This is a genomic window from Brevibacterium epidermidis NBRC 14811, from assembly GCF_001570805.1.
GTDB classification, from domain to species: Bacteria; Actinomycetota; Actinomycetes; order Actinomycetales; family Brevibacteriaceae; genus Brevibacterium; species Brevibacterium epidermidis.
Map to the genome: position 1 here is coordinate 529,459 of NZ_BCSJ01000015.1, position 19,875 is coordinate 549,333.

Genomic DNA, 19,875 nt, shown 5'->3' on the forward strand with positions numbered 1-19,875 from the left:
ATGCGCGTCCCACTGAACTGGCTGGCCGACTATGTCGATCTCCCAGCCGAGACCGACCCCCATACCCTCGCCGCCGAATTCGCGTCCATCGGACTCGAGGAAGAGGACTTCTTCGGACCCGAGATCACCGGCCCCCTCGTCGTCGGCCGCGTGCTCGAACTCGTCAAAGAAGAGCACTCGAACGGCAAGACCGTCAACTGGTGCCGCGTCGACGTCGGCCCCGAACACAACGAAGCCCAGGATGATCCGAAGGACCCGCAGCCCGGCGAGGAACGTCCCAGCCGCGGCATCATCTGCGGTGCGCACAACTTCGCGCCCGGCGACCTCATCGTCGCCTGCCTGCCCGGAGCCGTCCTGCCCGGTGACTTCGCCATCGCCGCACGGAAGACCTACGGTCACAAGTCCGATGGCATGATCTGCTCGGCCAAGGAGCTCGGCCTCGGCGAGGATCACTCCGGCATCATCGTCCTGTCCGACCTCGGCCTGACCGGTGAGCCCGGCGATGACGCGATCGCGTTGCTCGGCCTCGACCAGGTCATCCTCGACGTCAACGTCACCCCCGACCGCGGCTACCAGCTGTCGATGCGCGGCATCGCCCGCGAATACGCGCAGATGAAGGGCCAGACCTTCACCGATATCGGATCCGCCGAGGTGGCTCCCACCAGTGCGGCCACCGACGATGGCTACCCGGTATCGGTTGAGGACAACAACCCCATCAACGAGGTGGCCGGCTGTGACCAGTTCACTGCCCTCCAGGTCACCGGTCTTGATCCTCAGGCGAAGACTCCGTTCTGGATGCAGCGTCGCCTGCAGCAGGCGGGAATGCGTCCGATCAGCCTGACCGTGGACGTCACGAACTACGTCATGCTCGAACTCGGCCAGCCTCTGCACGCCTACGACACTTCGCTGCTCGGTGACGAAATCGTCGTCCGCCGTGCGAGTGGAGGCGAGAAGTTCACGACTCTGGACGATGTCGAGCGCAAACTCGATCCCGAGGACCTGCTCATCACCGACCGCGGGGGCGGCCCCAGCGGCAAGGGTGGGAAGATCATCGGACTGGCCGGCGTCATGGGCGGCGCCGATGTCGAGGTCAACGACCAGACGACCGACGTCGTCATCGAGGCCGCACACTTCGACCCGATCTCGATCGCTCGCACCTCGCGTCGCCACAAGCTGTCCTCGGAGGCCTCGCGTCGCTTCGAACGCGGAGTCGACCCGAAGCTCGCCCCTGTGGCGGCTCGTCGCTGCGCGGATCTGCTCGTCGAACTCGGCGGCGGCACGCTCAGCCCGGCGACCACGCAGGTCGGTCAGGCTCCCGAGCCGACCATTCTCGACCTCAAGGTCGCCCGTGTCGCTTCCTTGGTCGGTGTCGATTACACCGTCGCCGAGGTGACCTCACTGCTCGAGGGCATCGGCGCAACCGTGTCGACTAAGGACGATGAGACCGTGTCCGTGACCGTGCCCAGCTGGCGCACGGACATCACCGACGACGTCGACCTCATCGAGGAAGTCGCCCGCACCGGCGGCTATGACCGGATTCCGTCCGTTCAGCCCGCCGCTCGGGCAGGCAACGGACTGACTGTCGCGCAGAAGACGCGTCGCCGTGTCTCGAACCTGTTGGCTGCTGATGGGTTCACCGAGGTGCTGTCGTACCCGTTCACAAACGACAAGCGGGACGATCAGCTGCGGCTCGAGGCCGATGATGTGCGCCGCAAGCACGTGCGCCTGGCCAACCCGATGTCCGAAGACCTACCGCTCATGCGCACCAACCTGCTCTCGACGCTGGTCGACCTCGTCGTTCGCAACCAGGGCCGCGGGGCGAAGGATGTCGCGCTCTTCGAGGCGGGACTGGTGTCCACCTCGGCGGGCCTGCCTGAGGGTCCCGGACCGCGTCACCTGCCCGGATATCACCCCACCGAGGTGGAACTCGAGAAGATCTACGCTTCGGTGCCGCACCAGCCCTACCACTACGCGGGCATCATCTCCGGCAATGCGGAGCTTCCCGGAGTCTGGGGCAAGGGGCGCAAGGCCGAGGCCACCGACGTCATCGATACCGTGCGCCGGATCGCTGCGGTCAATGGCCTCGAGGTCACCGTCGAGGCCGACCAGATCGCTCCGTGGCATCCGGGCCGTGCGGCGAAGTTTGTCCTCGCCGACGGTCAGGTGCTCGGCCATGCAGGTGAGCTGCACCCGAAGGTGTGCGAGAACCTCGGCCTGCCGGCTCGGACCGTCGCCTTCGAGATCGACCTCGATGCACTGCTGGCCCAAGACGACCTGCGAGCCTGGGACGGTGCGCTGTCGACCTATCCGGTGTCGCGTCAGGATGTGGCGCTCATCGTCGATGCCGAGCTGCCGACTCAGACTCTGGCCGCGACGCTGCGCGAAGGTGCGGGGGAGGAGCTCGAACTGCTAGAGACCTTCGACCTCTACACCGGCGACCAGCTGCCCGAGGGCAAGAAGTCGCTGGCGTTCCGCCTGACCTTCCGCGCCCCAGATCGCACGCTCAAGGCCGATGAGGCCTCGGCGATGCGTGAGGCGGCAACGAAGTTGGCCGCCGAACGTCACGGCGCCGAAGTCCGCAGCTGAGAACAGTGCGTCACAGAGCCCGGTCAACCGTTAGAGTGGTTCGACCGGGCTCTACCGTACCCGCACCGCGCACTACTACAATCGACCACCCGAAACCGACCATCGCTGAGGAGCCCTGATATGTCCGAGAAGCTGCCCTACGGAACCACCATGCCCACCGGCGAGAACGCACCCGAGGCAACCGCAGTCCCGGCGGAGACGATCGCACTCATCACCGGCGGTGCCCGCGGAATCGGCCGCCACTTGTCGGAGGCGTTCGCGACGGCCGGGTATCACGTGATCGTCACGGCCACCTCGGCGAGCAGCGCTGAAGACGCGGCCGACGAGATCGGCAAGGCGACCGGGGGAGCGGTCACCGGGGTCGGACTGCGCACCGACGATATCGCCGCGGTGAAGGCTCTGCGTGAGTCCGTGACCGCTCTCGAGGCAGAGGCCGGCCGGCGACTGCAGGTGCTCATCAACAATGCCGGTCGCATCGAGTCGACCGAGGGCTCGCTGTGGGACGCCGATCCGGAGAGCCTCAAAGGCGTCGTCGACGCGAACGTCACCGGGGTTGCGCTCATGATCAATGCGTTCGCGCCTGTGCTGATCACGAACGCCGAGGCGGCCAGCCGTCCCAGCCGGATCATCGACCTCAACTCGGGGTCGGGGGCGCAGGGGACACCCGCCTACGCCGTGTACTCGGCGTCGAAGGCGTCGCTGTTCCGTCTCGCCGATTCGGTCGTCCATTTCGGTCACGAGAAGGGACTGCGCATCTTCGAAATGGCTCCCGGCGTCGTCGAGACCGCAATGACGAAGTCGATGCCCGTTCACGATTTCCGCACCGGTGATGACTGGACCTCACCTGAGCAGGTGACTGGTCTCGCGTTGGCCTTGGCCTCGGGGACGCTGGATGCTTACACCGGAAGGTATGTCCGTGCGGGTAAGGATTCGGAGGAGTCGCTCATCGCCGAGGCGGCTGGCGGATTGTCGGATTCGACCCGTCGACTCGTGCTGGGCTGAAGATGGCCAAAAGAACCGAGGCAGAATGAAGATCTGTACAGTAACACCGCGACGATTCGAACGCGCATCCGTCTCCTCGAAATGATGCGTGAATTATTCTATCCACGATCACGAGATTCGCTACCTTGGGCTGTAAATGTTTCGCACAGATTCGCGGAACCAGAAGCAGCTGGAGTTACTAGATTTGAGCCGGATCCGGACGTCGAAGGAGGTTGTGTAGACACAAGTTGCCAACGCAGCGATGGCGACGCTGGAGGCGAGGCTGACCACTCTGATGCGTCTACCCGGCAATCGATCGCACGTCCATGCAAGTACTAGTATAGTTCCATGCATATTCGTCATGCTGAAATCGCGGACGCAGAAGAGTTGGCTTGCCTCCTGAACAGCGTCATTGCCGAAGGTGGAAAAACCGCGATCGATACACCTTTGACAGGCTCGGAGTTCGCGGCTTGGTTCATTACCGGGCCTCACTGCATATGTTGTATCGTGGCGGAGGCTGATAGCGGAATCCTGGGTTTCCAGTCCCTAGAACGCTTTCACGACGACTTGCCACAGGATATGGCGGACATTGCCACATTTGTCACTGACCGCGTGAGAGGCTCGGGTATTGGCCGTGGCTTGTCACAGGCTACTTCGGCCATCGCAGAGGAAGCCGGTGTACAGCATGTCCGAGCCGTGATCCAAAGGTCGAATGAGGACGCCATCGCCTACTACCGCTCGGTCGGATTCGAGGGTGATGATGCGTCTAGTAGTACGAAAGGCTCAGTTACCCTGATACGATCTACGCCATGTGTGGGTGATGCCAGAAATGCTATGCCTTAGGTCGTTCTCCGCCTGCATCTCGCGATCGCTGCCGGTCTAACTTGATGGTCTTCAAGGCAACAGAGCATTGCGCTGGCGTGCTAGAGTCGGCAGTCATGGGAGCAGACTTCGACCCGGTTGTGCATAATCGTATTGCCTGGGATCGCCTTGTTGATAACGATATCGAATGGTCTCAACCTGTCGACGCTGATGTCATCGAGCGTGCGGGCGAAGGCGACTGGTCCGTGGTCCTCATCGGCCACGAACCGACACCCCGTAATTGGTTTCCCGCCAAGTTGTCTGGCGTACGTACGCTCTGCCTCGCTTCCGGTGGAGGTCAACAGGGTCCCATCCTCGCAGCAGCGGGTGCCACCGTAACGGTCTTCGACAATTCTCCCAAGCAACTTGCCCGAGATGACCAAGTCGCATCACGTGAGGGTCTGGAGCTTCGCACTGTTCTGGGCGATATGCGCGATCTCAGTGCCTTTAGCGACGAGGTCTTTGACCTCATCATCAACCCCGTGTCGACTGTGTTCTGTCCCGATCTGGCGCCGGTCTGGACGGAGGCCTTCCGCGTCCTACGGCCCGGTGGTCTGCTCCTCACTGGTTTCATGAATCCGGATGTCTACCTCTTCGATGAGGCGTCGCTTGATCAGCAAACGCTCGTCGTGCGCCATCGACTACCCTTTAGCTCACTCGACCTCTCGGAAAACGATCGAATGTGCACCTACGGAGACGGGCCAATCGAGTACAGCCACTCGCTGACTGAGCAGATCGGCGGACAACTAAAAGCAGGATTCATGCTCACCGACCTTGTTGAAGCGCCACATCACGCAGACATTACTGCGGAGTATTTCCCGGCCTACATTGCAACCCGAGCCATCAAGACATAATCGCTCACAACTGTGTCAACCCGCAGTAGCTTGATCGCCGCGTCAACTTAAGTTGTTCAGACCGCGACTGTCGCGCGCTTCAAATTCGATCGCGCTCTTCAGTCGGTCAGCTCGTACGCCTTAGTACTACTGTCTGGTTAGCAGTGGCGTCTAGGAGCGGAGTCGAGAGTTGATGCCATCGAGGAGAAAGCCCAGGCCCCGTTCGAAGAGTCGATCCAAATCGAGTTCATAGCCGGATCCGACGAGCGCCTGCAGGCCAGCATGATTGTTCCGATAGCTCAGGTCTCGCAGCGTGGTCATGCGCTCGTCGACCCACGTGTCGGCGTCGATACCCGAAGTTGCTTCGGCCTCAGCTTCCGGCTCGAGCAGGATGGCCATGCCGCGCATCTGCGTAAACAGTAGCAGGTGCGCCTCGAACGCCTCTTCGGCGCTGATGCCGGCCTGCCTGAATGTCTGGATCGCCCATTCCGCGAACGCTAGCGCCGCAGGGAGGAGTTGTGGGCGGGTCACGGAAAGCTGGGGTGCGAGCCACGGATGACGGCGAAAGACCCGCCAGAGCTCTCGGTGGCCTGCGATCAGCCGATCTCGCCAATCACCATCGCTGGCCCCAGGGGACCATTTCCTGAGGGCACGCTCCATCATTCTGGTGACGAGGTCTTCCTTGCTGGTCACATGCCGGTACAGGGAAGTCGGCTGGGTTCGCAGCAGATGAGCGACTCTGCGCATCGAGAGCATTTCCAGGCCTTCGGCGTCGGCGACCGCGATGCCGGCAGCCGTGATCCACTCGGCGTTGAGTGGTACGGTCCCCTGACCTGCAGGTTGAGCGGACCGGTTCTTCGGCGGGCGGGCGTGAAAGCGGGGCGAATCGACGTTGCGATCTCCCGCTACGATTGTTCCGACGCCCGGCACAGGGAGAGCGAGACCTTCGGCGCGCAGCAGCGCGTGCACTCGGCTCGCGGTCGCGACGGCGACGTGCCGGGTCCGCACGATTTCTCGCGCAGAGGGGAGCGGGTCTCCAGGCCGCAGGGCGCCGGAGACGATTTGCTCACGCAGTTCGGCGGCGATGGTCGTCGATGAGGTGCTCACTACTACATCCTGTACTAGAACACCGACAGTCGGCAAGCCCCCGTATTTCCCTCCACCCGCACGTCGAGGACGGTGACCGTACTAGTGCGCGATTGCCCCTCGCGGGTGCCGTTCCTACGCTGTGTGCCATGAACAGACGACAGATACTCATTTCGGGGGCGAGCATTGCCGGACTCGCATGTGCGTACTGGCTACGCAGCTACGGTTTCGCGGTTACCATCGTTGAGATAGCGCCGGCCACGCGTCCTGGCGGACAGGCAGTGGACCTGCGCGGCGCGGGGCGCACCGTCATCGAACGTATGGGCATGCTCGATGATGCCCGCTGCATCGGCCTCGACCAGGCCGGCATCTCCTGGGTCGACCAACAGGGCCGCACTCGGGCGGCAATTGGCTCCGACGACTTCGACGGGGAGGGGTTCATTTCGGAGATCGAGATCCTTCGCGGCGACCTCGTCGACCTGCTTCACCGCCGACTCGATGACGAGGTGGAATACCTCTTCAACGACTCCATAATGAGACTTGCATAGGATGCTGGTGGCGTCGAAGTGGTCTTCCGCCACGCGCCACCACGCCGATTTGACCTCGTCATCGGTGCCGACGGGCTGCACTCAGGTGTGCGTGCCGCCGCTTTTGGGCCCGAAGAACAATTCGTCAAACCTTTAGGACTGTACACGGCATGGTTCACTGCACCCGCGTTCGATGACCTCGACGGCTGGTATCAGACGTACAACCACCCCGGTGGCCTTGTCGCATCCATCCGGCCGGGCCGGATCAGCACGCAGTCCAAAGCCGCGCTTAGCTTCCGACCTCGCCGAGGCGAAATTATCCGCTACGATCGGCGCGACCGCGCCGCGCAGCTTGCTCTCCTCGACAAGCGATTCGCAGGGGCTGGATGGCACACGGCACGTCTGCTCGAAGCTGCCCACACGGCGCCCGATTTCTCCTTCGACACCATGGCGCAGGTCGAACTCGACCGGTGGTGGACTGGCAGGGTCGCGCTAATCGGCGACGGTGCAGCGTGCCCGAGCCCGCTGAGCGGACTGGGCACCAGCGTCGCGCTCGTTGGCGCCTACGTCGTGGCCGGAGAACTCGGCGCTGGAGCAGAGCATGCTGCCGCGTTCGAAGAATACGACCGGATTGTGCGCCCCTTTGCCACGGGGGCCCAGCAGCTGGCGGGCGGCACTGGAGGATTCGCGCCTATGAATGGTCTCACGCTCCGCCTTGTCCAGGCCTCGATGTCCTGGGCTACTCGCTGGCCGATTCGAGGGTTCATGGAGAAGCAGTTCAGCAAATCGACGGACATCGAGCTGCCATATTATCCAAGTGGCCTCTGACAGGATCAGGAGTGAGCGGCACCCGTGCCGCTCACTCCTGATCTGACCGTCCAATTCTTCACACTTTGCCAAATGTCGCGAGCGATGTGGCATCTCTGCGGCTCTTCGAACACATGGCATCTGCAATGTCCGCATACCATGTACGCGGAGCTTCTATACCGCTGAGAATGCGAGCGTCACGTTCTGACCGCCGAACCCAAAAGAATTACTGACCGCGCCTCGTACTGACGTGCGACGTGTCTCTTGGACCACATCAAGACAGATTTCAGGGTCTATGCGCTGCAGGTTCAGCGTTGCAGGAACGACTCCGGATTCTAGAGTCTTTGCCGTGATAATCGCTTCAAGCGCACCCGCCCCCGCGACCAGGTGGCCCAGAGCGCCCTTCGGGGCAGTGACCGACACGTTGTCACCGAACACCTCAAAGAGTGCTTGAGCCTCGGCACGATCGCCGACGAGCGTACCGGTCGCATGAGCGTTTACATGGTCGATGTCGCTGGTGTGGAGATCGCCGATTGCAAGTGCTTTGCGAATGGCCCGGATCTGGCTGAGTCCGCCCGGCTCGGTGCCAGTGATGTGATAAGCATCCGAGGTGATACCCCATCCAGCAAGCCATGCGCGGACCCGGCCACCACGCGCGACTACATGGCTTTCGCTCTCAAGGATCACGATGCCGGCTCCTTCCCCGAGTACGAACCCTCGTCTGTCGATGTCAAACGGTCGAGAAAGTCGATCAGCTGGTCCTCCATCCGGTTTAGCGAGAGCTTGTGCCTGCGCAAACCCGGCGAGGGTGAGCGGAGAAATGGCAGCTTCCGTTCCTCCCGCAATCACCACATCGGCATCGCCGCTTTGGATCAGCCGAGCGCCCGTGGCGATGGCTTCGGCTCCCGATGCGCAAGCCGAAACGGGTGTGTAAACTCCGCCTTTAGCTGTGTACTCAAGACTGATCTGGGCTGAAGCGCCGTTAGCCATCAGCATTGGTACCACGCGGGGTGAAACTCGCCGCGGACCGGAGTTCTCAAGTACGTCGTCTTGGGCGAGCAGTGTCTGCACACCACCTACTCCCGTCCCTACGGCCACCGCCAGGCGTTCGGGATCACAGTCACGAATGGCGGCGTCTCGCCACGCCTCATCGGCAGCGATCAGGGCCAGCTGCTGGTTACGGTCGAGCTTCCTCGCGCGTACACGGCCAAGAGCCAACTCCAGGTCGGTCGTCACGGGAGCGGCGACACGGACCGGAAGGTCATTCCACGTGTCATCAAGCCGGTCCAGCTCGCGTACACCCGAGCGTCCCGCGACCAATCCTTGCCACAAGGCATCCACATCGTTTCCGAGCGGGGTCACCGCGCCGTATCCCGTCATCGCAATTCTCATCAGCATTCTCCATTCTTGTATCACGTACAAGTCAGTTGTATCACATACAATGACGTTATGGCCGAACAGAAGCAGCGCAGTTATACCGTTCGAGGAGCAGAGACACGACGCCGGATTCGAGCCACCGCGATGGAACTCTTCCGCGACCGTGAATTCGGGGACGTCACGGTGAGCGAACTGGCGGAGTCGGCTGGAGTGTATCCGAATCAGATCACCCATCACTTCGGTTCGAAAGATGCGTTGTATATCGACGCCGCATTTGGGCTCCTGCTAGGAGACACTGAACGGCTTCAGAGGGCAGGGCGCAGGGCGCCCACACCGGGTACTCTGCATGAAGTGCTCGCCCGCACGGCTCTCACAATGCCATCGACGACTGTCATTGTGAGTGCGCTTGCGCTCGCGCGCGGGAACCCTGCGGTCCAACATGCTGTCGAAGATTCCCTCGGCCTCCTCTTCCGGCAGTCCGAGCGCTTCTTGGAACGTGTGCAGGAGGAACGCGGATGGACAGTAGATCAAGACATCGGCCGTGCTGCGAAGACATTCTGGAGTGCAGTCTTTGGGGCTGTACTCGTTTCCCAGGCTGGGTACCCGGGCGGACCGTCTTCTGTCGATGTGGCGGCAACACTCTCCTTCCGATCCGATGGTGAGAGATAGCCGCTTGGGGTTCTCCCGCCTTGGCAGGCGGGGATTACTCGACTCGCGCCTTACCCGCGTTCTTGTCGGAGTTGACGCGGCACCCGTCGGCTGGCTCATGCGTCATTTGCTCCGGTGTGCCAGGTTGCGTGATCCCATAAAGGACCGAACTCTCACTGATGAGTTCCCCTTGTGGCGAAGGAAGCGACGCTTGGCTATCGCAATTGATGTCCTGCACCGGAGCACGCTAGTACTGGTAGCGCATGTCGTCTCTGACAGAGGACAGTTTCGAGGCGTCCATCATCGCTTCGTGAGCATCCCGAGATGGCCTACCTCAACCTGGAGAACGAGACTTGAGCGCCTACGAAAAGCGGGCCACATGGAGTACCTGATGCTGCTTCAGCCCCAACTGCACCGAGTGACGCTAACGCACGCTACTTGTTCGCAGTCTGCTTTACCGCAAGCTGGAGGATAGCGTCGGCTGCCGCCCGAACCGCGTCGTCGAGCCATACTGGAATAGGGTGCTGGTCTCTCACGTACGAGCGGATCATCCCATAGGGAGTCTGACGGATTGCCAAAGCAACGACATCGACCGCGCCGTCCTCGGCAGTTCCGAAGTATTCCAATACCTGTTCCCGGCCGAGCCTCCAGATGTTGTCGTTGACGTCAGCAACTGCCGAGCGAAGTTCAGGCGGAGCAATAGCGAGCAATTGGCTTTGACTAAAAAGGGTCATCGCCAAGGCGTCGTCAGGGTGCTCCCGACAAAACCGCGGCTGGTGCACTGCCTGGGCAAGCATTGCCTGGTAAGGGTCAGCCAGGCTGGCAGTTTCCAGTAACCCTACGTGGAAGCGCTGCACCGACCGGAGCCAAAGGCTCGCCATCAAATGGATGCGCGAAGGGAACCGGTGGTAGATGGATCCCACTGGTACCCCGATCTCATCTGAGACTTGAGCAATGGTCACTTTGGGCCCGTGGGCCGAAACAGCTGCAGCTGCAGCGTCAAGGATCTCGTCAAAAGAGAACTTCGAAGGTCTTGCCATAGTTCCATTGTGCCTGTTAATTTATGAATATGTATTCTAGAACAGAAATTCTAAAACCCTCGGACGTGCAACCCGGGTGGAGTAGACCACCGTCACTCATGGCCCACATTGCGGCATGGGGAGCATTCGCTGTAACGGTGCCCTCAGCGGTTTGGCGCGTGTTGATGATTATGGGGTTCCTGCCGGGCACAGCCGATCTACGCATGGCGCACGCAGGGGATGAGCTCTATGTCTGGGGCCTGAGCCTCGTGCAACTTGCTGCCGGATTCCTCGCGATCGGTCTCATACGCCCGTGGGGCGAGCGAATCGGGGGGCTTAAGATCCCGCATTGGATCCCCATTGGTTTCGGGATTATAGGCGGTTGCGCAGTGACGTACCTATTCACAATTGCGTCGCTGGTGGGTTTGGCTAGTGGATCCCGACCAGATCAGGGGCTAGTGCATGGCGATGCGCTGGTGATCATGGTCCTGTGCTACGCCCCAATCATTTTCTGGGGCCCCCTTGAATTGGCTGCAGTCTTCGCATTCATTCGCCGTGTGAACGGCGCTGCTCACCGCTCGATCAGCTACTAGTTGACCACCCGCAGCGCTGGGTAAAACCACAATGCGTCTCGCCAACAGACTACTTGGAGAACTTATGAACGAGATCAATGCACACCTAGCCAAAGAGATCATGGCAGATCGCGCACGAGAAGCCGAAGAACAACACTCACGCGCTCGAATGATCAGAGCAGCTTCGTCTGCTCACGCCAGCTACGCCAAGCCGGTGCGCCGTCAAGGCTGGAAAGGAGCGTTCAAATCTGGATCCTCTTGGCCGCAGAACCGAAAGCTCACATCGAGTTGGGTCTGTCTCAGTATTGGTGCCGCTGCAGGAACACTCGCGTTCCTTCATTCAGCTTCTGATTACGTCGCAGACAATTCACCAAGATGGTTCGTCCTGACAGGTGTCGCGGTTGCTGTCATAGCCCGTTTGTCCGCTCGGACTACGGGCCAGCGCTACGCGGGATTGCTCATCGCGACGGTGCTGCTACTACCGTCCGCGTGCACTCTGTTGCTTCTGCATGTGTTGCGGGCGGTGGGTGCGATTCCATTCCCGGTAGATCTGATCTCCGCCTCAGCCTCGATCGGGGCGGCGATCATGCTCCTCAGCTTGTGGATCTTACCGAACCCGCTCCGGCCCCCTCGCGACCTGCGTGTTTCAGTGCCTCGCTGGGTGCCTGTGGTCGGCATTACCGCGTCGCTCGTGTATCCGACGCTCAAAGCGCTCTGGGCGTTCGGGACCGATGTTGCGGCCCCGCCCGGCACGGTAGGTGTCGTCGATGCGACGTTCACTGCGACTGTCGCGGTGTCTCTGGCGGCGGTACCGGCGCTCCCGATCGCGATGCGCTGGTGGGATCGTCCCGCTCCGAGATGGATGCGATCTGCCGCTCTGATCGGGGGCCTCGTCCTGCTATCCCTCGGCGTCTCCGGACTGTGGGGCGTGGCGCGCAGCCCAGCCGGCGATCCCGCCACCGGCCTGCTCGTGTACGGCGGATGGCTGGTCTGGGGCACGGCGATACTCGCGACTGCAGGTCGCCTCTCGCCTACGCCCAGTACCCGTCGGGCATAGGCGTTGATGTCTTGGGAGACACCGTCGTAGTCATTTCGGTCTCGCGGTACTCGACATAATGAGCCTGCGCGGGCACCGATCATGTCCGCCTCTATCATCACGAGTACCAAAGCTGCTATCGGAAGCGGCGATCCTGATAGAATTTCCCCCATGAGTTGGCAGCAGCGATTTTTGTACCCCCGGCCAGGTAACGGCCGCGGGGTTCTCGACGTGCGCCACTAGCTCACCGGGTCTCCGCAGGCGCGGCCGGGGGATGATCTTATCTTTCGTCAGCCCGCAATCCTATTGGAGATTCTCTCATGGCTTACGCCGCTTATCTGACACCTGATCAACTCTGCCGCGCTCTCGCTCTGCGCGATCTCACCGACCCTGCCCAGGGCGAGCACGCGATGCAAGCGCTCTTGAGCGCCGTGGTCGCTGCGCTCGAACGCCCATGGGGTAGCACGGTTCGTTATGTGCGTAGCTCTCCCATCGTGTCGGTCGCAGCGAACTATGATCGCCTCGGTTACGCCCCGGATGACGTAACCCGCGCCCGCCGGTACACCCGATACATCAGCCCAACGGTCATGCTGCGGAGTCACATGAGTGCCGAGCTCCCAACCGCACTGGAAGCATATGGTGGGCAGGCCGGCATCGACGAGCTGATCGTCGTTCCAGGGCTCGTGTACCGGCGCGACGTTGTCGATCGCAGCCACGTCGGAGAACCGCACCAGGTCGACCTGTGGCGCATACGCAGCACGGGTGACACGTGCGACGAGGACATGCTGGACATGATCGAGGAACTGGTCGAGGCAGTCCTCCCTCGTGCGGAGTGGAGGATCACCGATGCCGAGCACCCCTACACCGTCGGAGGAAGGCAGATCGACGTTCGACACGAGGGTGAGTGGCTCGAGCTCGCCGAGTGCGGGCGCATCCACCCCGAGGTGCTGCGCGGCTGCGGTCTTGATCCCGAGAAGTGGTCGGGACTGGCGCTCGGCATGGGCCTTGAGCGCGCGCTCATGCTGCGCAAGGCGATTCCGGATATCCGCTATCTGCGCGCCCGCGACCCGAGGATCGCCGCGCAGATGCTGACCTTGGAACCCTGGCGGCACGTGTCTCCGTTCCCGCCGGCAAGACGCGACATTTCCGTGGTCGTCGCGACTGAAGAGGACGAGGAGACCCTCGGCGACCGTGTTCGCACGGTTCTTGGCGACGACGCAGAGATGATCGAAACGGTCGAGGTGCTGGGCCGCACCGCGCATGAGGAGCTGCCCGAGGCCGCGCGATCACGCCTGTGCACTCAGCCGGGCCAGGTCAACCTGCTCCTGCGGATCATCCTCCGTCCGATCGACCATACACTCACCGCAGACCAGGCGAACACGATACGAAACACAATCTATCGGGCTCTTCATGACGGTCCGGTGATGGAACTGATCTGAATAAGATAAGCCCATGCTGCGGTGACTCTGCGTCGCCGTAGCATGGGCTTATCAGATGTGCTTGGCGTGTCACTGGATGCTCCGAAATGCCCGTCAGCGAATCTTGATCTATTGCATCCTCCAGGGTGCTGTACCGTGCGCCAGCCGCGCGCCAAGGCACGCGTGAGCGTATGGCTGGAGCTGCATCGCGGAAGTTGCCCGAGGGAAGGAGCAGTTCGCCTGGCCCGACCTACCCAGAGGATCTTGCGTTCCTTGTGACGAGGATCGCACAAGGAATGTAGAGCGCAGCGGCGCAGAACCATAGAGTGCCATCGGCGTCTATCTGACTCAGGGCGAAGATCGTCGTGAAGGCAATAGGCCCGAGGATTGATGTGAGGCTGTTGAGGCTAGCGAGGTGGCCTTGCAGCCGGCCTTGGTGCTGCTCGGGAGTACGTTGGGAGAGCAGTGTCTGCAGGGCCGGGACCGTGATACCTCCGACTCCGAGTGCTGCGAGGATGGGCATCATCGCCCAGGAGCCGGTGACGAATGCGAGACCTATGAGACCCGACGCGTCGGCGACAATGCCGAGATAGATCGTTCTAGTTTCGCCGAGTCGCGTCACGACCCGTCCGGTGAGGACGGCCTGAACAAGCACCTGCACCAGACCGAAGAGGGACAAGGAAATCCCGACTTCGACGGGGCTCCAGTCGAGACGTTGTTGCGTGAACAGAACCCACGTCGAGCCGGGGGCCTGGCCGATGAGCTGTACGAGGCCGAAAGCCGCAATGAGGGGCACCACCCCCTGGATAGCTTGGAGTCGAAAAGGCGCCGACGTCGATGCTGACTCCTGTGACTTGATTGGGAGATCTGGTCTTGTCTCGTGCAGCATGCTCAAGCTGAGAGTGAGATTCACCGCCGTCAGGAGAGCGGCTACGAGGAACGGCAAATGGGGTGAGAAGCCACCGAAGAGACCGCCGATTACCGGGCCGGCGATCATTCCTCCGCCGTAGCACGCCCCGAGCCATCCGTATCGCTTGGCCCGCTCTGCGGGTGGGGTGACGTCGGCGATCACGGTGGCGGTCACGGCATTTGTTGCCCCGGTGATGCCCGCGACAGCCCGTGCTACGTAGAAGACCCAGAGGGTCGAAGTCAAGGCCAGAATGAGATAGTCGACAGTCGCGCCGGCCAAGGAAGCCAACAGTACTCGACGGCGGCCGAAGCGATCGGACAGTCTGCCCAGTACCGGAGCGCAAAGGAACTGCATTACCGCGTAGAGCGCGGTAAGCAATCCGACATGCATGGGGATAGTGCTTGCGGCCGAGCCGACCTGACCCAGTAGTGCGGGCAGGATCGGGAGAACCAGGCCTAGCCCCACGGCGTCGAGGCTGGCGGTAGTGAGCACCATGGCGACGGTTCCGCTGTGTGGGTGACGAGGTTGCACTTTATCAACGATAAAGTTATCGATGATAAAGTTCAAGTATGACTCAGGTGCGGACACGGCTGGACCGAACGGCAGTTCTCTGCGGTGCTCGCGAGGTTCTCGACAGAACTGGGCTTGACGGCTTCACGACCCGCGCATTGGCGGCCCACCTGCAGGTGCGGCAGCCGGGGCTCTACTGGCATTTCCCCACGAAGGCTGATTTGTTGTCTGCGCTGGCTGCGGACATTCTCGAGCGTGAACACCATGCTTCGTTGCCAGAGCCAGGTGAAGGGTGGGAAGCGTTTCTGATGCGCAACGCACGAAGCTTCCGCACAGCGCTTCACGCCGTGCGTGACGGTGCGCGATTGCACGCAGGGTACCATCGGAGGCCCTGCAGTGAGTCGAGCAACCTCTCTGAGGCGCCCAGCCAACAGATTAGGCTACTCGTGAATCAAGGCTTCGAAGAGCACTCCGCTATCAGCGCGCTGATAGCAATCAGTCGATACACGGTCGGTGTTGTATTAGAAGAACAGGCCGGAGTACGCGACGACATCGACAAGACCGATAACGACGACACTTTTGAATTTGGGCTCACTGCTCTGGTCGATGGACTGGCCGCAGGTCTTGAAAAACCTTTGTGACTCATCTCATCGTGGCGTCCCGGATCTCCTTGAGGCTGCAGGCGCAGAGCAAGGCTATTGACCCATCTGAAACTCACTTTGTCGAGATGCTGAGCTGTGCCCGACGCCGCATCATGGCTATCAGCGCCCGTCCGTCCCGCTTCACTTCTTCTCCGAGGCCCCTCGAGCGGTAGCAGCCGACCGCGCCTGTATTTGATCGTCGGATCACAGTGTGACACTTTTGCAGCCCGACCTCTTCGGCGGAGATGAGAGGTATCCCCGAGAGGCGCAGTCCGACCCTGGGCCCCCGGTTGTTCGTATCGGACCTCTGCGTCAGGACGGGGCTTGCACCTGCGTCGAGCAGTTCTGATTTTCCTTCCTCGCCCCGCCCCGGAGGAGCAGATGAGCTCGTTCCTGGCCACCTCCTCAGCCTGTGGAAGAGATCGCCAGGGCTGTAAGCGCGACAATGCTTGAGAGGGTGCGGGCGTGGTTCCATGTGTTCCAGCGGGCCTCGAAATCCTGGCGAGCCCTGCACTGTTGCTGCTCAGTATCGGCGGGAGCCACCTCGAGAGCACGGTTCAGAGGCACATTCCCGGCGGCGGTGATGACGAAGGTGAGCACTGAGCAGGCAGCGCCCGCGACGAGCCAGCCGAGAGGTGTCGGCTCTTCTCGACCGATGATCATGATCGCGCTTGCTATGGCGGTGAGCGGTGCGGCGCAGAAGACGCTGAGGAACCAAACGTTCGGGATCGTCCTATTGATAGCGCGGAATGCTCGGACGTAGCTGCGGTCGTCCATGCCTCGGAACCCAGGGCAGATTGCGCAGGAGAACACGAAGAACAGGCCGGCCAGCAGCCCGTTGGTGATGAGGGAGACCGCGAGCACCGCCGTGGATGCGAAAGCGAACACGATGCTTACTCAGCGCGTGGGGCGAGCAGACGATCCAGGGTGACGTCGATGCTCGTCTCCACTCGGATGCTGCGGTCGCCGCGCGGCGCGAGCAGCCCCTGTTCGCCGGCCCGGTACAGCTCGGCGAGGCTCGCTGCGATGTGCGGGCGGAACCCCGCATCGATCAGCGCGTCGGCCCAGGCCTCCTCCGGCATCATGGCGACATGTAGCTCGCGCCCGAGGCCCTCACCGAGCATCGTGGCGACATCACGTTCCGTGTAGGAGGGGCCGATGATATCGATGGCCTCGCTACGGGCGGGCGGTGAGAGTAGCATCTGGGCGGCTACGGCTCCTATGTCGCGGGTCGCGACCATGGGAAGCGGTACGTCGGCTGACGCCGCGAACACCGGATAGATGCCGGTGCTTCGGGCGACGTCAATCACGTCGGTCACTTTCTCCTGGAAGTGACCCGAACGCAGCGCGGTCGCTATAGTACCGGTCGCGAGGAGTGCCTGCTCCAATCGGTGCAGCCCCGTGATCGGGCCGGTGCCTTGGGCCAGGTCTGCTCCACCTGATGAGAGCAAGATGACGTGCGGTACCTGCTGAGCAGCGACCGCACCCGTGATCGAAGCGATCAGCGCGTCGGCGTGAGCTTCGAGGTTATCGGCGCACAGATTGAACGGCAACAGCACGAAGAGCCCTGCTACGTCGTCGAGCGCATCGCTCAACACCGCCTGATCTTCCAGCGAGGTGATCCGTGTCTCGGCGCCTTGTGTCTCCCACGCTTCCGCATCCGACTTACGGCGCACGAGAACCCGTACGTCGACCCCTGCATTGAGCAGTATCTGTGCGGTCACCGATCCGACTCTGCCCGTGGCCCCTGCGATGGCATACATGATGGTTCCTCCCTTAAGTGCTACTTGACGGTTCTTCTACGTTATGCGTCGACACCCGGCGATACCATGCTCGAATAAGCACATTTCTTGCTCATTCGTCTGGTTTTGCGGTGAATCTGCTTATTCATGTGGCACGATTGCGGCATGGAAGTCATCCCGCGCGCTGAGCATCAGGATCGGCTGGCGCGCGTGCTCCACACGCTCCGGATGTGCAGTACCTTCTACTGCCATGCCGAGCTCTCGGAGCCGTGGGCGCTGGAGATGCCCGCGATCGCCGACTCGGTGAGCTTCCACGTCGTCACCGCAGGGACGTGCTGGCTACGCTTGCCCGAAGCCGATCCGATCGAGATGCGCGCTGGAGACCTCGCCCTTGTTCCTCACGGCCTGGGACATGACCTGCTGAGCGAAGCCGACGCGCACCACGGCCCGAGGGTTGACCAGCTGCCCCAGGAGTATGTGAATCCCCGGTATTCGATACTCAAATATGGGGGTCCTGGCCGTGCAGCGCAGTTGATCTGCGGCATTGTGTCGTTCGACGATCCCGCCGCCCGCGAGTTGATGCGCACTCTGCCTGCTGTGCTCTTCATCGGTGGTGACACACTCTCTACAGCGTCCTCGATCAAGGACACGTTGCGTCTTATGGCGGGCGAGCTTTCCCACCCACAGATCGGCGGCGAAGCCGTCGCTACCAGGCTTGCCGACATTCTCGTCGTTCAAGCGATCCGCTCCTGGCTCATGAACGGTGCGACAACGCCTGCAGGTTGGTTGCGCGCACTTGAAGACGAGAGAATCGGCCGTGTGATCGAAGCAATCCACCATAATCCCGGCAATGAGTGGAGCCTCGACCGCCTCGCACAGCTTGCGACGATGTCGAGGTCGTCGTTCAGCAACCGCTTCACGACACTGACTGGTGAAGCACCGATCGCATACCTCACTCGCTGGCGTATGAGCATTGCCGCATCAAGGTTGCGTGACGAGGACATCACCGCCACCCGTCTGGCAGCCGAACTGGGATACCGATCGGAGGCTGCGTTCAATCGCGCCTTCACCCGAATTAACGGACAGACCCCCGGATCCGTCCGTCGAAGACAGCGGCAATAGCCGAAGCGCGACAGCACTACTGCTCCGAGGTGTCCTCGTCGATGCGGCGGTGGAGTAGAGCGCGAACGTACCCGAACCCTGCGATGGCATGGAGGACGATCCCGGCGATTCAGACGACAGCGCCTGCAGTTCCAACTGGGTGGAGCCCGGAGCCCGACGAGCGCGAGGCCTGACATGAGCACGGCGGTGCGCACCTTCCCGACGCGAGAGGCCTTCGGCGCTCCTCCGGGGCGGGTCACCAGGTAGAGAACGGCGAGTGCAACGTCGACGGCGGCGATCACGAGAACCACTCCGAGGTCGATGTGGCCTGCTACGGCGAGAGCGAGTGCGATCGTTGCCACACCGATGCGGTCGGCGACCGGGTCTAGGACGGCTCCCGCCGCGCTGGTCTGGTTCAGGGCGCGGGCGAGATAGCCATCGACCCAATCGCTGGCGCCGAAGATCGCCAGGAGTACGACGGTGACGTACTTGTCGCCACGCCTGGTGTGTCGCCAGACGTGCCCATCGACGCCAATGACCTTCACGCCCTCAAACCGCGTGGGGTCGTTGATCAGCAGCCGCTTGCCTTCAGCCAGGACCGCGTTGGTGGCGGTGTCCCACGCGACCCCGAGTCCCTCGGCGACACGGGCGACGGTGAGGTGTGCGACCACGATCCCTTCCAGCGCCCACCGCAGCCCGGTGCGCGAGAGCTTCGCGTGTGGCTCCGCCGCGGCGCTGGTGTCTTGGCGCCACACGTGTCTGCAGTCGGCACAGCGGTAGCGGCGCACTACAACTTCCAGCACGGTCGGTCGCCAGCCCAGCGGCTGGTGGGCCAACCGCCGGATCACGGTGTCACGAGCAGCGCCTTCGCTGCCGCACCGTCGGCACCACTGATCTGGTTCCACCACGCGGCACGCGAGGACCGCACGATCCGGTTCAAGTCGTTGTCCGGTCACGCTCAGACCGAGGCCGTCGAGTCGAGCGAAGGCGGTCAGGTCAAGTCGGCCGAAGCCAGCCGGCGGGGTAGCGTCGGACACGTCGAGGTCTTTCGGATGGATGGCGTAGGAACCTCCGTCGTCGCGAGACCTCGACGTCTATCTGCGGACCGACGCGCCCGGCCGACCTACACCATCATCTGAGAAGACCCCTGAAACGTCTTCGACGACGACGGGACCGGCGAGGAGGAGGGCGCGGTGAGCTAAAGGAATGGAGCTTGCTCG

17 protein-coding genes and 2 pseudogenes are annotated in these 19,875 nt (G+C 62.1%); 11 read left to right on the plus strand and 8 right to left on the minus strand.

The genetic code is table 11. The annotated features are described in order from the left end of the window. The 4 genes from pheT to BEP01S_RS13585 all read left to right on the plus strand — a co-directional run bounded on the left by pheT (position 1) and on the right by BEP01S_RS13585 (position 5,282). Positions 1-2,586: a phenylalanine--tRNA ligase subunit beta gene (pheT, locus tag BEP01S_RS13570; RefSeq protein WP_062244135.1), complete on the plus strand. Its 2,586-nt coding sequence runs from the start codon at positions 1-3 to the stop codon at positions 2,584-2,586. 120 nt (positions 2,587-2,706) lie between these two features. Then, positions 2,707-3,588 carry an SDR family NAD(P)-dependent oxidoreductase gene (locus tag BEP01S_RS13575; RefSeq protein WP_062244136.1) on the plus strand — a complete coding sequence of 294 codons (882 nt, stop codon included), beginning with the start codon at positions 2,707-2,709 and terminating at the stop codon, positions 3,586-3,588. A 327-nt stretch (positions 3,589-3,915) separates the two neighbouring features. Then, complete coding sequence (locus tag BEP01S_RS13580; protein ID WP_062244139.1) at positions 3,916-4,410, plus strand: GNAT family N-acetyltransferase; 495 nt, start codon at positions 3,916-3,918, stop codon at positions 4,408-4,410. A gap of 95 nt (positions 4,411-4,505) precedes the next feature. Next, positions 4,506-5,282, plus strand: a complete 777-nt coding sequence (locus tag BEP01S_RS13585; protein ID WP_062244141.1) for a class I SAM-dependent methyltransferase — start codon at positions 4,506-4,508, stop codon at positions 5,280-5,282. A gap of 150 nt (positions 5,283-5,432) precedes the next feature. Here the strand turns inward: BEP01S_RS13585 and BEP01S_RS13590 are convergent, their stop codons facing one another. Beyond that, positions 5,433-6,368, minus strand: coding sequence for a TetR/AcrR family transcriptional regulator C-terminal domain-containing protein (locus tag BEP01S_RS13590; RefSeq protein WP_167348282.1), 936 nt, complete (start codon positions 6,366-6,368; stop codon positions 5,433-5,435). A gap of 128 nt (positions 6,369-6,496) precedes the next feature. Between BEP01S_RS13590 and BEP01S_RS17025 the strand changes: the two genes are divergently transcribed. Together BEP01S_RS17025 and BEP01S_RS13595 are read left to right on the plus strand one after the other, a co-directional pair. Beyond that, on the plus strand, positions 6,497-6,895 hold the full coding sequence (locus BEP01S_RS17025) for an NAD(P)-binding protein (RefSeq protein ID WP_218004338.1): 399 nt from the start codon (positions 6,497-6,499) through the stop codon (positions 6,893-6,895). An 18-nt stretch (positions 6,896-6,913) separates the two neighbouring features. Next, complete coding sequence (locus tag BEP01S_RS13595) at positions 6,914-7,702, plus strand: FAD-dependent monooxygenase (protein ID WP_218004339.1); 789 nt, start codon at positions 6,914-6,916, stop codon at positions 7,700-7,702. Between the two features lie 153 nt (positions 7,703-7,855). Here BEP01S_RS13595 and BEP01S_RS13600 read toward each other — a convergent pair whose 3' ends face one another. Then, a complete protein-coding gene (locus BEP01S_RS13600) occupies positions 7,856-9,073 on the minus strand; it encodes a beta-ketoacyl-[acyl-carrier-protein] synthase family protein (protein WP_218004340.1) in 1,218 nt (405 codons plus the stop codon). A gap of 57 nt (positions 9,074-9,130) precedes the next feature. On the opposite strand from BEP01S_RS13600, the gene BEP01S_RS13605 reads away from it, so the two are divergent. Beyond that, the gene (locus tag BEP01S_RS13605; protein WP_062244147.1) at positions 9,131-9,727 is read left to right on the plus strand and encodes a TetR/AcrR family transcriptional regulator; all 597 of its coding nucleotides are present in this window, start codon (positions 9,131-9,133) and stop codon (positions 9,725-9,727) included. 413 nt (positions 9,728-10,140) lie between these two features. On the opposite strand, the gene BEP01S_RS13610 is transcribed toward BEP01S_RS13605, so the two are convergent. Beyond that, positions 10,141-10,746 (minus strand): TetR/AcrR family transcriptional regulator, encoded by a 606-nt coding sequence (locus BEP01S_RS13610; protein WP_062244152.1) that lies wholly within the window; start codon positions 10,744-10,746, stop codon positions 10,141-10,143. 1,218 nt (positions 10,747-11,964) lie between these two features. Between BEP01S_RS13610 and BEP01S_RS16855 the strand changes: the two genes are divergently transcribed. Then, positions 11,965-12,354 carry a hypothetical protein gene (locus BEP01S_RS16855; protein WP_157070576.1) on the plus strand — a complete coding sequence of 130 codons (390 nt, stop codon included), beginning with the start codon at positions 11,965-11,967 and terminating at the stop codon, positions 12,352-12,354. 299 nt (positions 12,355-12,653) lie between these two features. Further along, complete coding sequence (gene srmL / locus BEP01S_RS13625; RefSeq protein WP_062244164.1) at positions 12,654-13,772, plus strand: PheS-related mystery ligase SrmL; 1,119 nt, start codon at positions 12,654-12,656, stop codon at positions 13,770-13,772. Positions 13,773-14,001: 229 nt separating this feature from the next. Here srmL and tet(65) read toward each other — a convergent pair whose 3' ends face one another. Beyond that, positions 14,002-15,153: a tetracycline efflux MFS transporter Tet(65) gene (gene tet(65) / locus BEP01S_RS13630; protein ID WP_152609570.1), complete on the minus strand. Its 1,152-nt coding sequence runs from the start codon at positions 15,151-15,153 to the stop codon at positions 14,002-14,004. A 77-nt stretch (positions 15,154-15,230) separates the two neighbouring features. Between tet(65) and BEP01S_RS13635 the strand changes: the two genes are divergently transcribed. Continuing rightward, positions 15,231-15,812 carry a TetR/AcrR family transcriptional regulator C-terminal domain-containing protein gene (locus tag BEP01S_RS13635; protein WP_062244167.1) on the plus strand — a complete coding sequence of 194 codons (582 nt, stop codon included), beginning with the start codon at positions 15,231-15,233 and terminating at the stop codon, positions 15,810-15,812. A gap of 405 nt (positions 15,813-16,217) precedes the next feature. Here BEP01S_RS13635 and BEP01S_RS13640 read toward each other — a convergent pair whose 3' ends face one another. Together BEP01S_RS13640 and BEP01S_RS13645 are read right to left on the minus strand one after the other, a co-directional pair. After that, complete coding sequence (locus BEP01S_RS13640) at positions 16,218-16,700, minus strand: anthrone oxygenase family protein (RefSeq protein WP_062244169.1); 483 nt, start codon at positions 16,698-16,700, stop codon at positions 16,218-16,220. A 5-nt stretch (positions 16,701-16,705) separates the two neighbouring features. Further along, on the minus strand, positions 16,706-17,575 hold the full coding sequence (locus BEP01S_RS13645) for an NmrA family NAD(P)-binding protein (protein ID WP_039206707.1): 870 nt from the start codon (positions 17,573-17,575) through the stop codon (positions 16,706-16,708). A 144-nt stretch (positions 17,576-17,719) separates the two neighbouring features. Between BEP01S_RS13645 and BEP01S_RS13650 the strand changes: the two genes are divergently transcribed. Further along, positions 17,720-18,676 (plus strand): AraC family transcriptional regulator, encoded by a 957-nt coding sequence (locus tag BEP01S_RS13650; RefSeq protein WP_062244172.1) that lies wholly within the window; start codon positions 17,720-17,722, stop codon positions 18,674-18,676. Between the two features lie 215 nt (positions 18,677-18,891). Here BEP01S_RS13650 and BEP01S_RS17350 read toward each other — a convergent pair. After that, a pseudogene (locus tag BEP01S_RS17350) lies at positions 18,892-19,125 on the minus strand (CDP-alcohol phosphatidyltransferase family protein); the annotation flags it as partial. Next, positions 19,126-19,692: pseudogene (locus BEP01S_RS16940) on the minus strand (transposase); the annotation flags it as partial. Between the last annotated feature and the right edge of the window lie 183 nt (positions 19,693-19,875).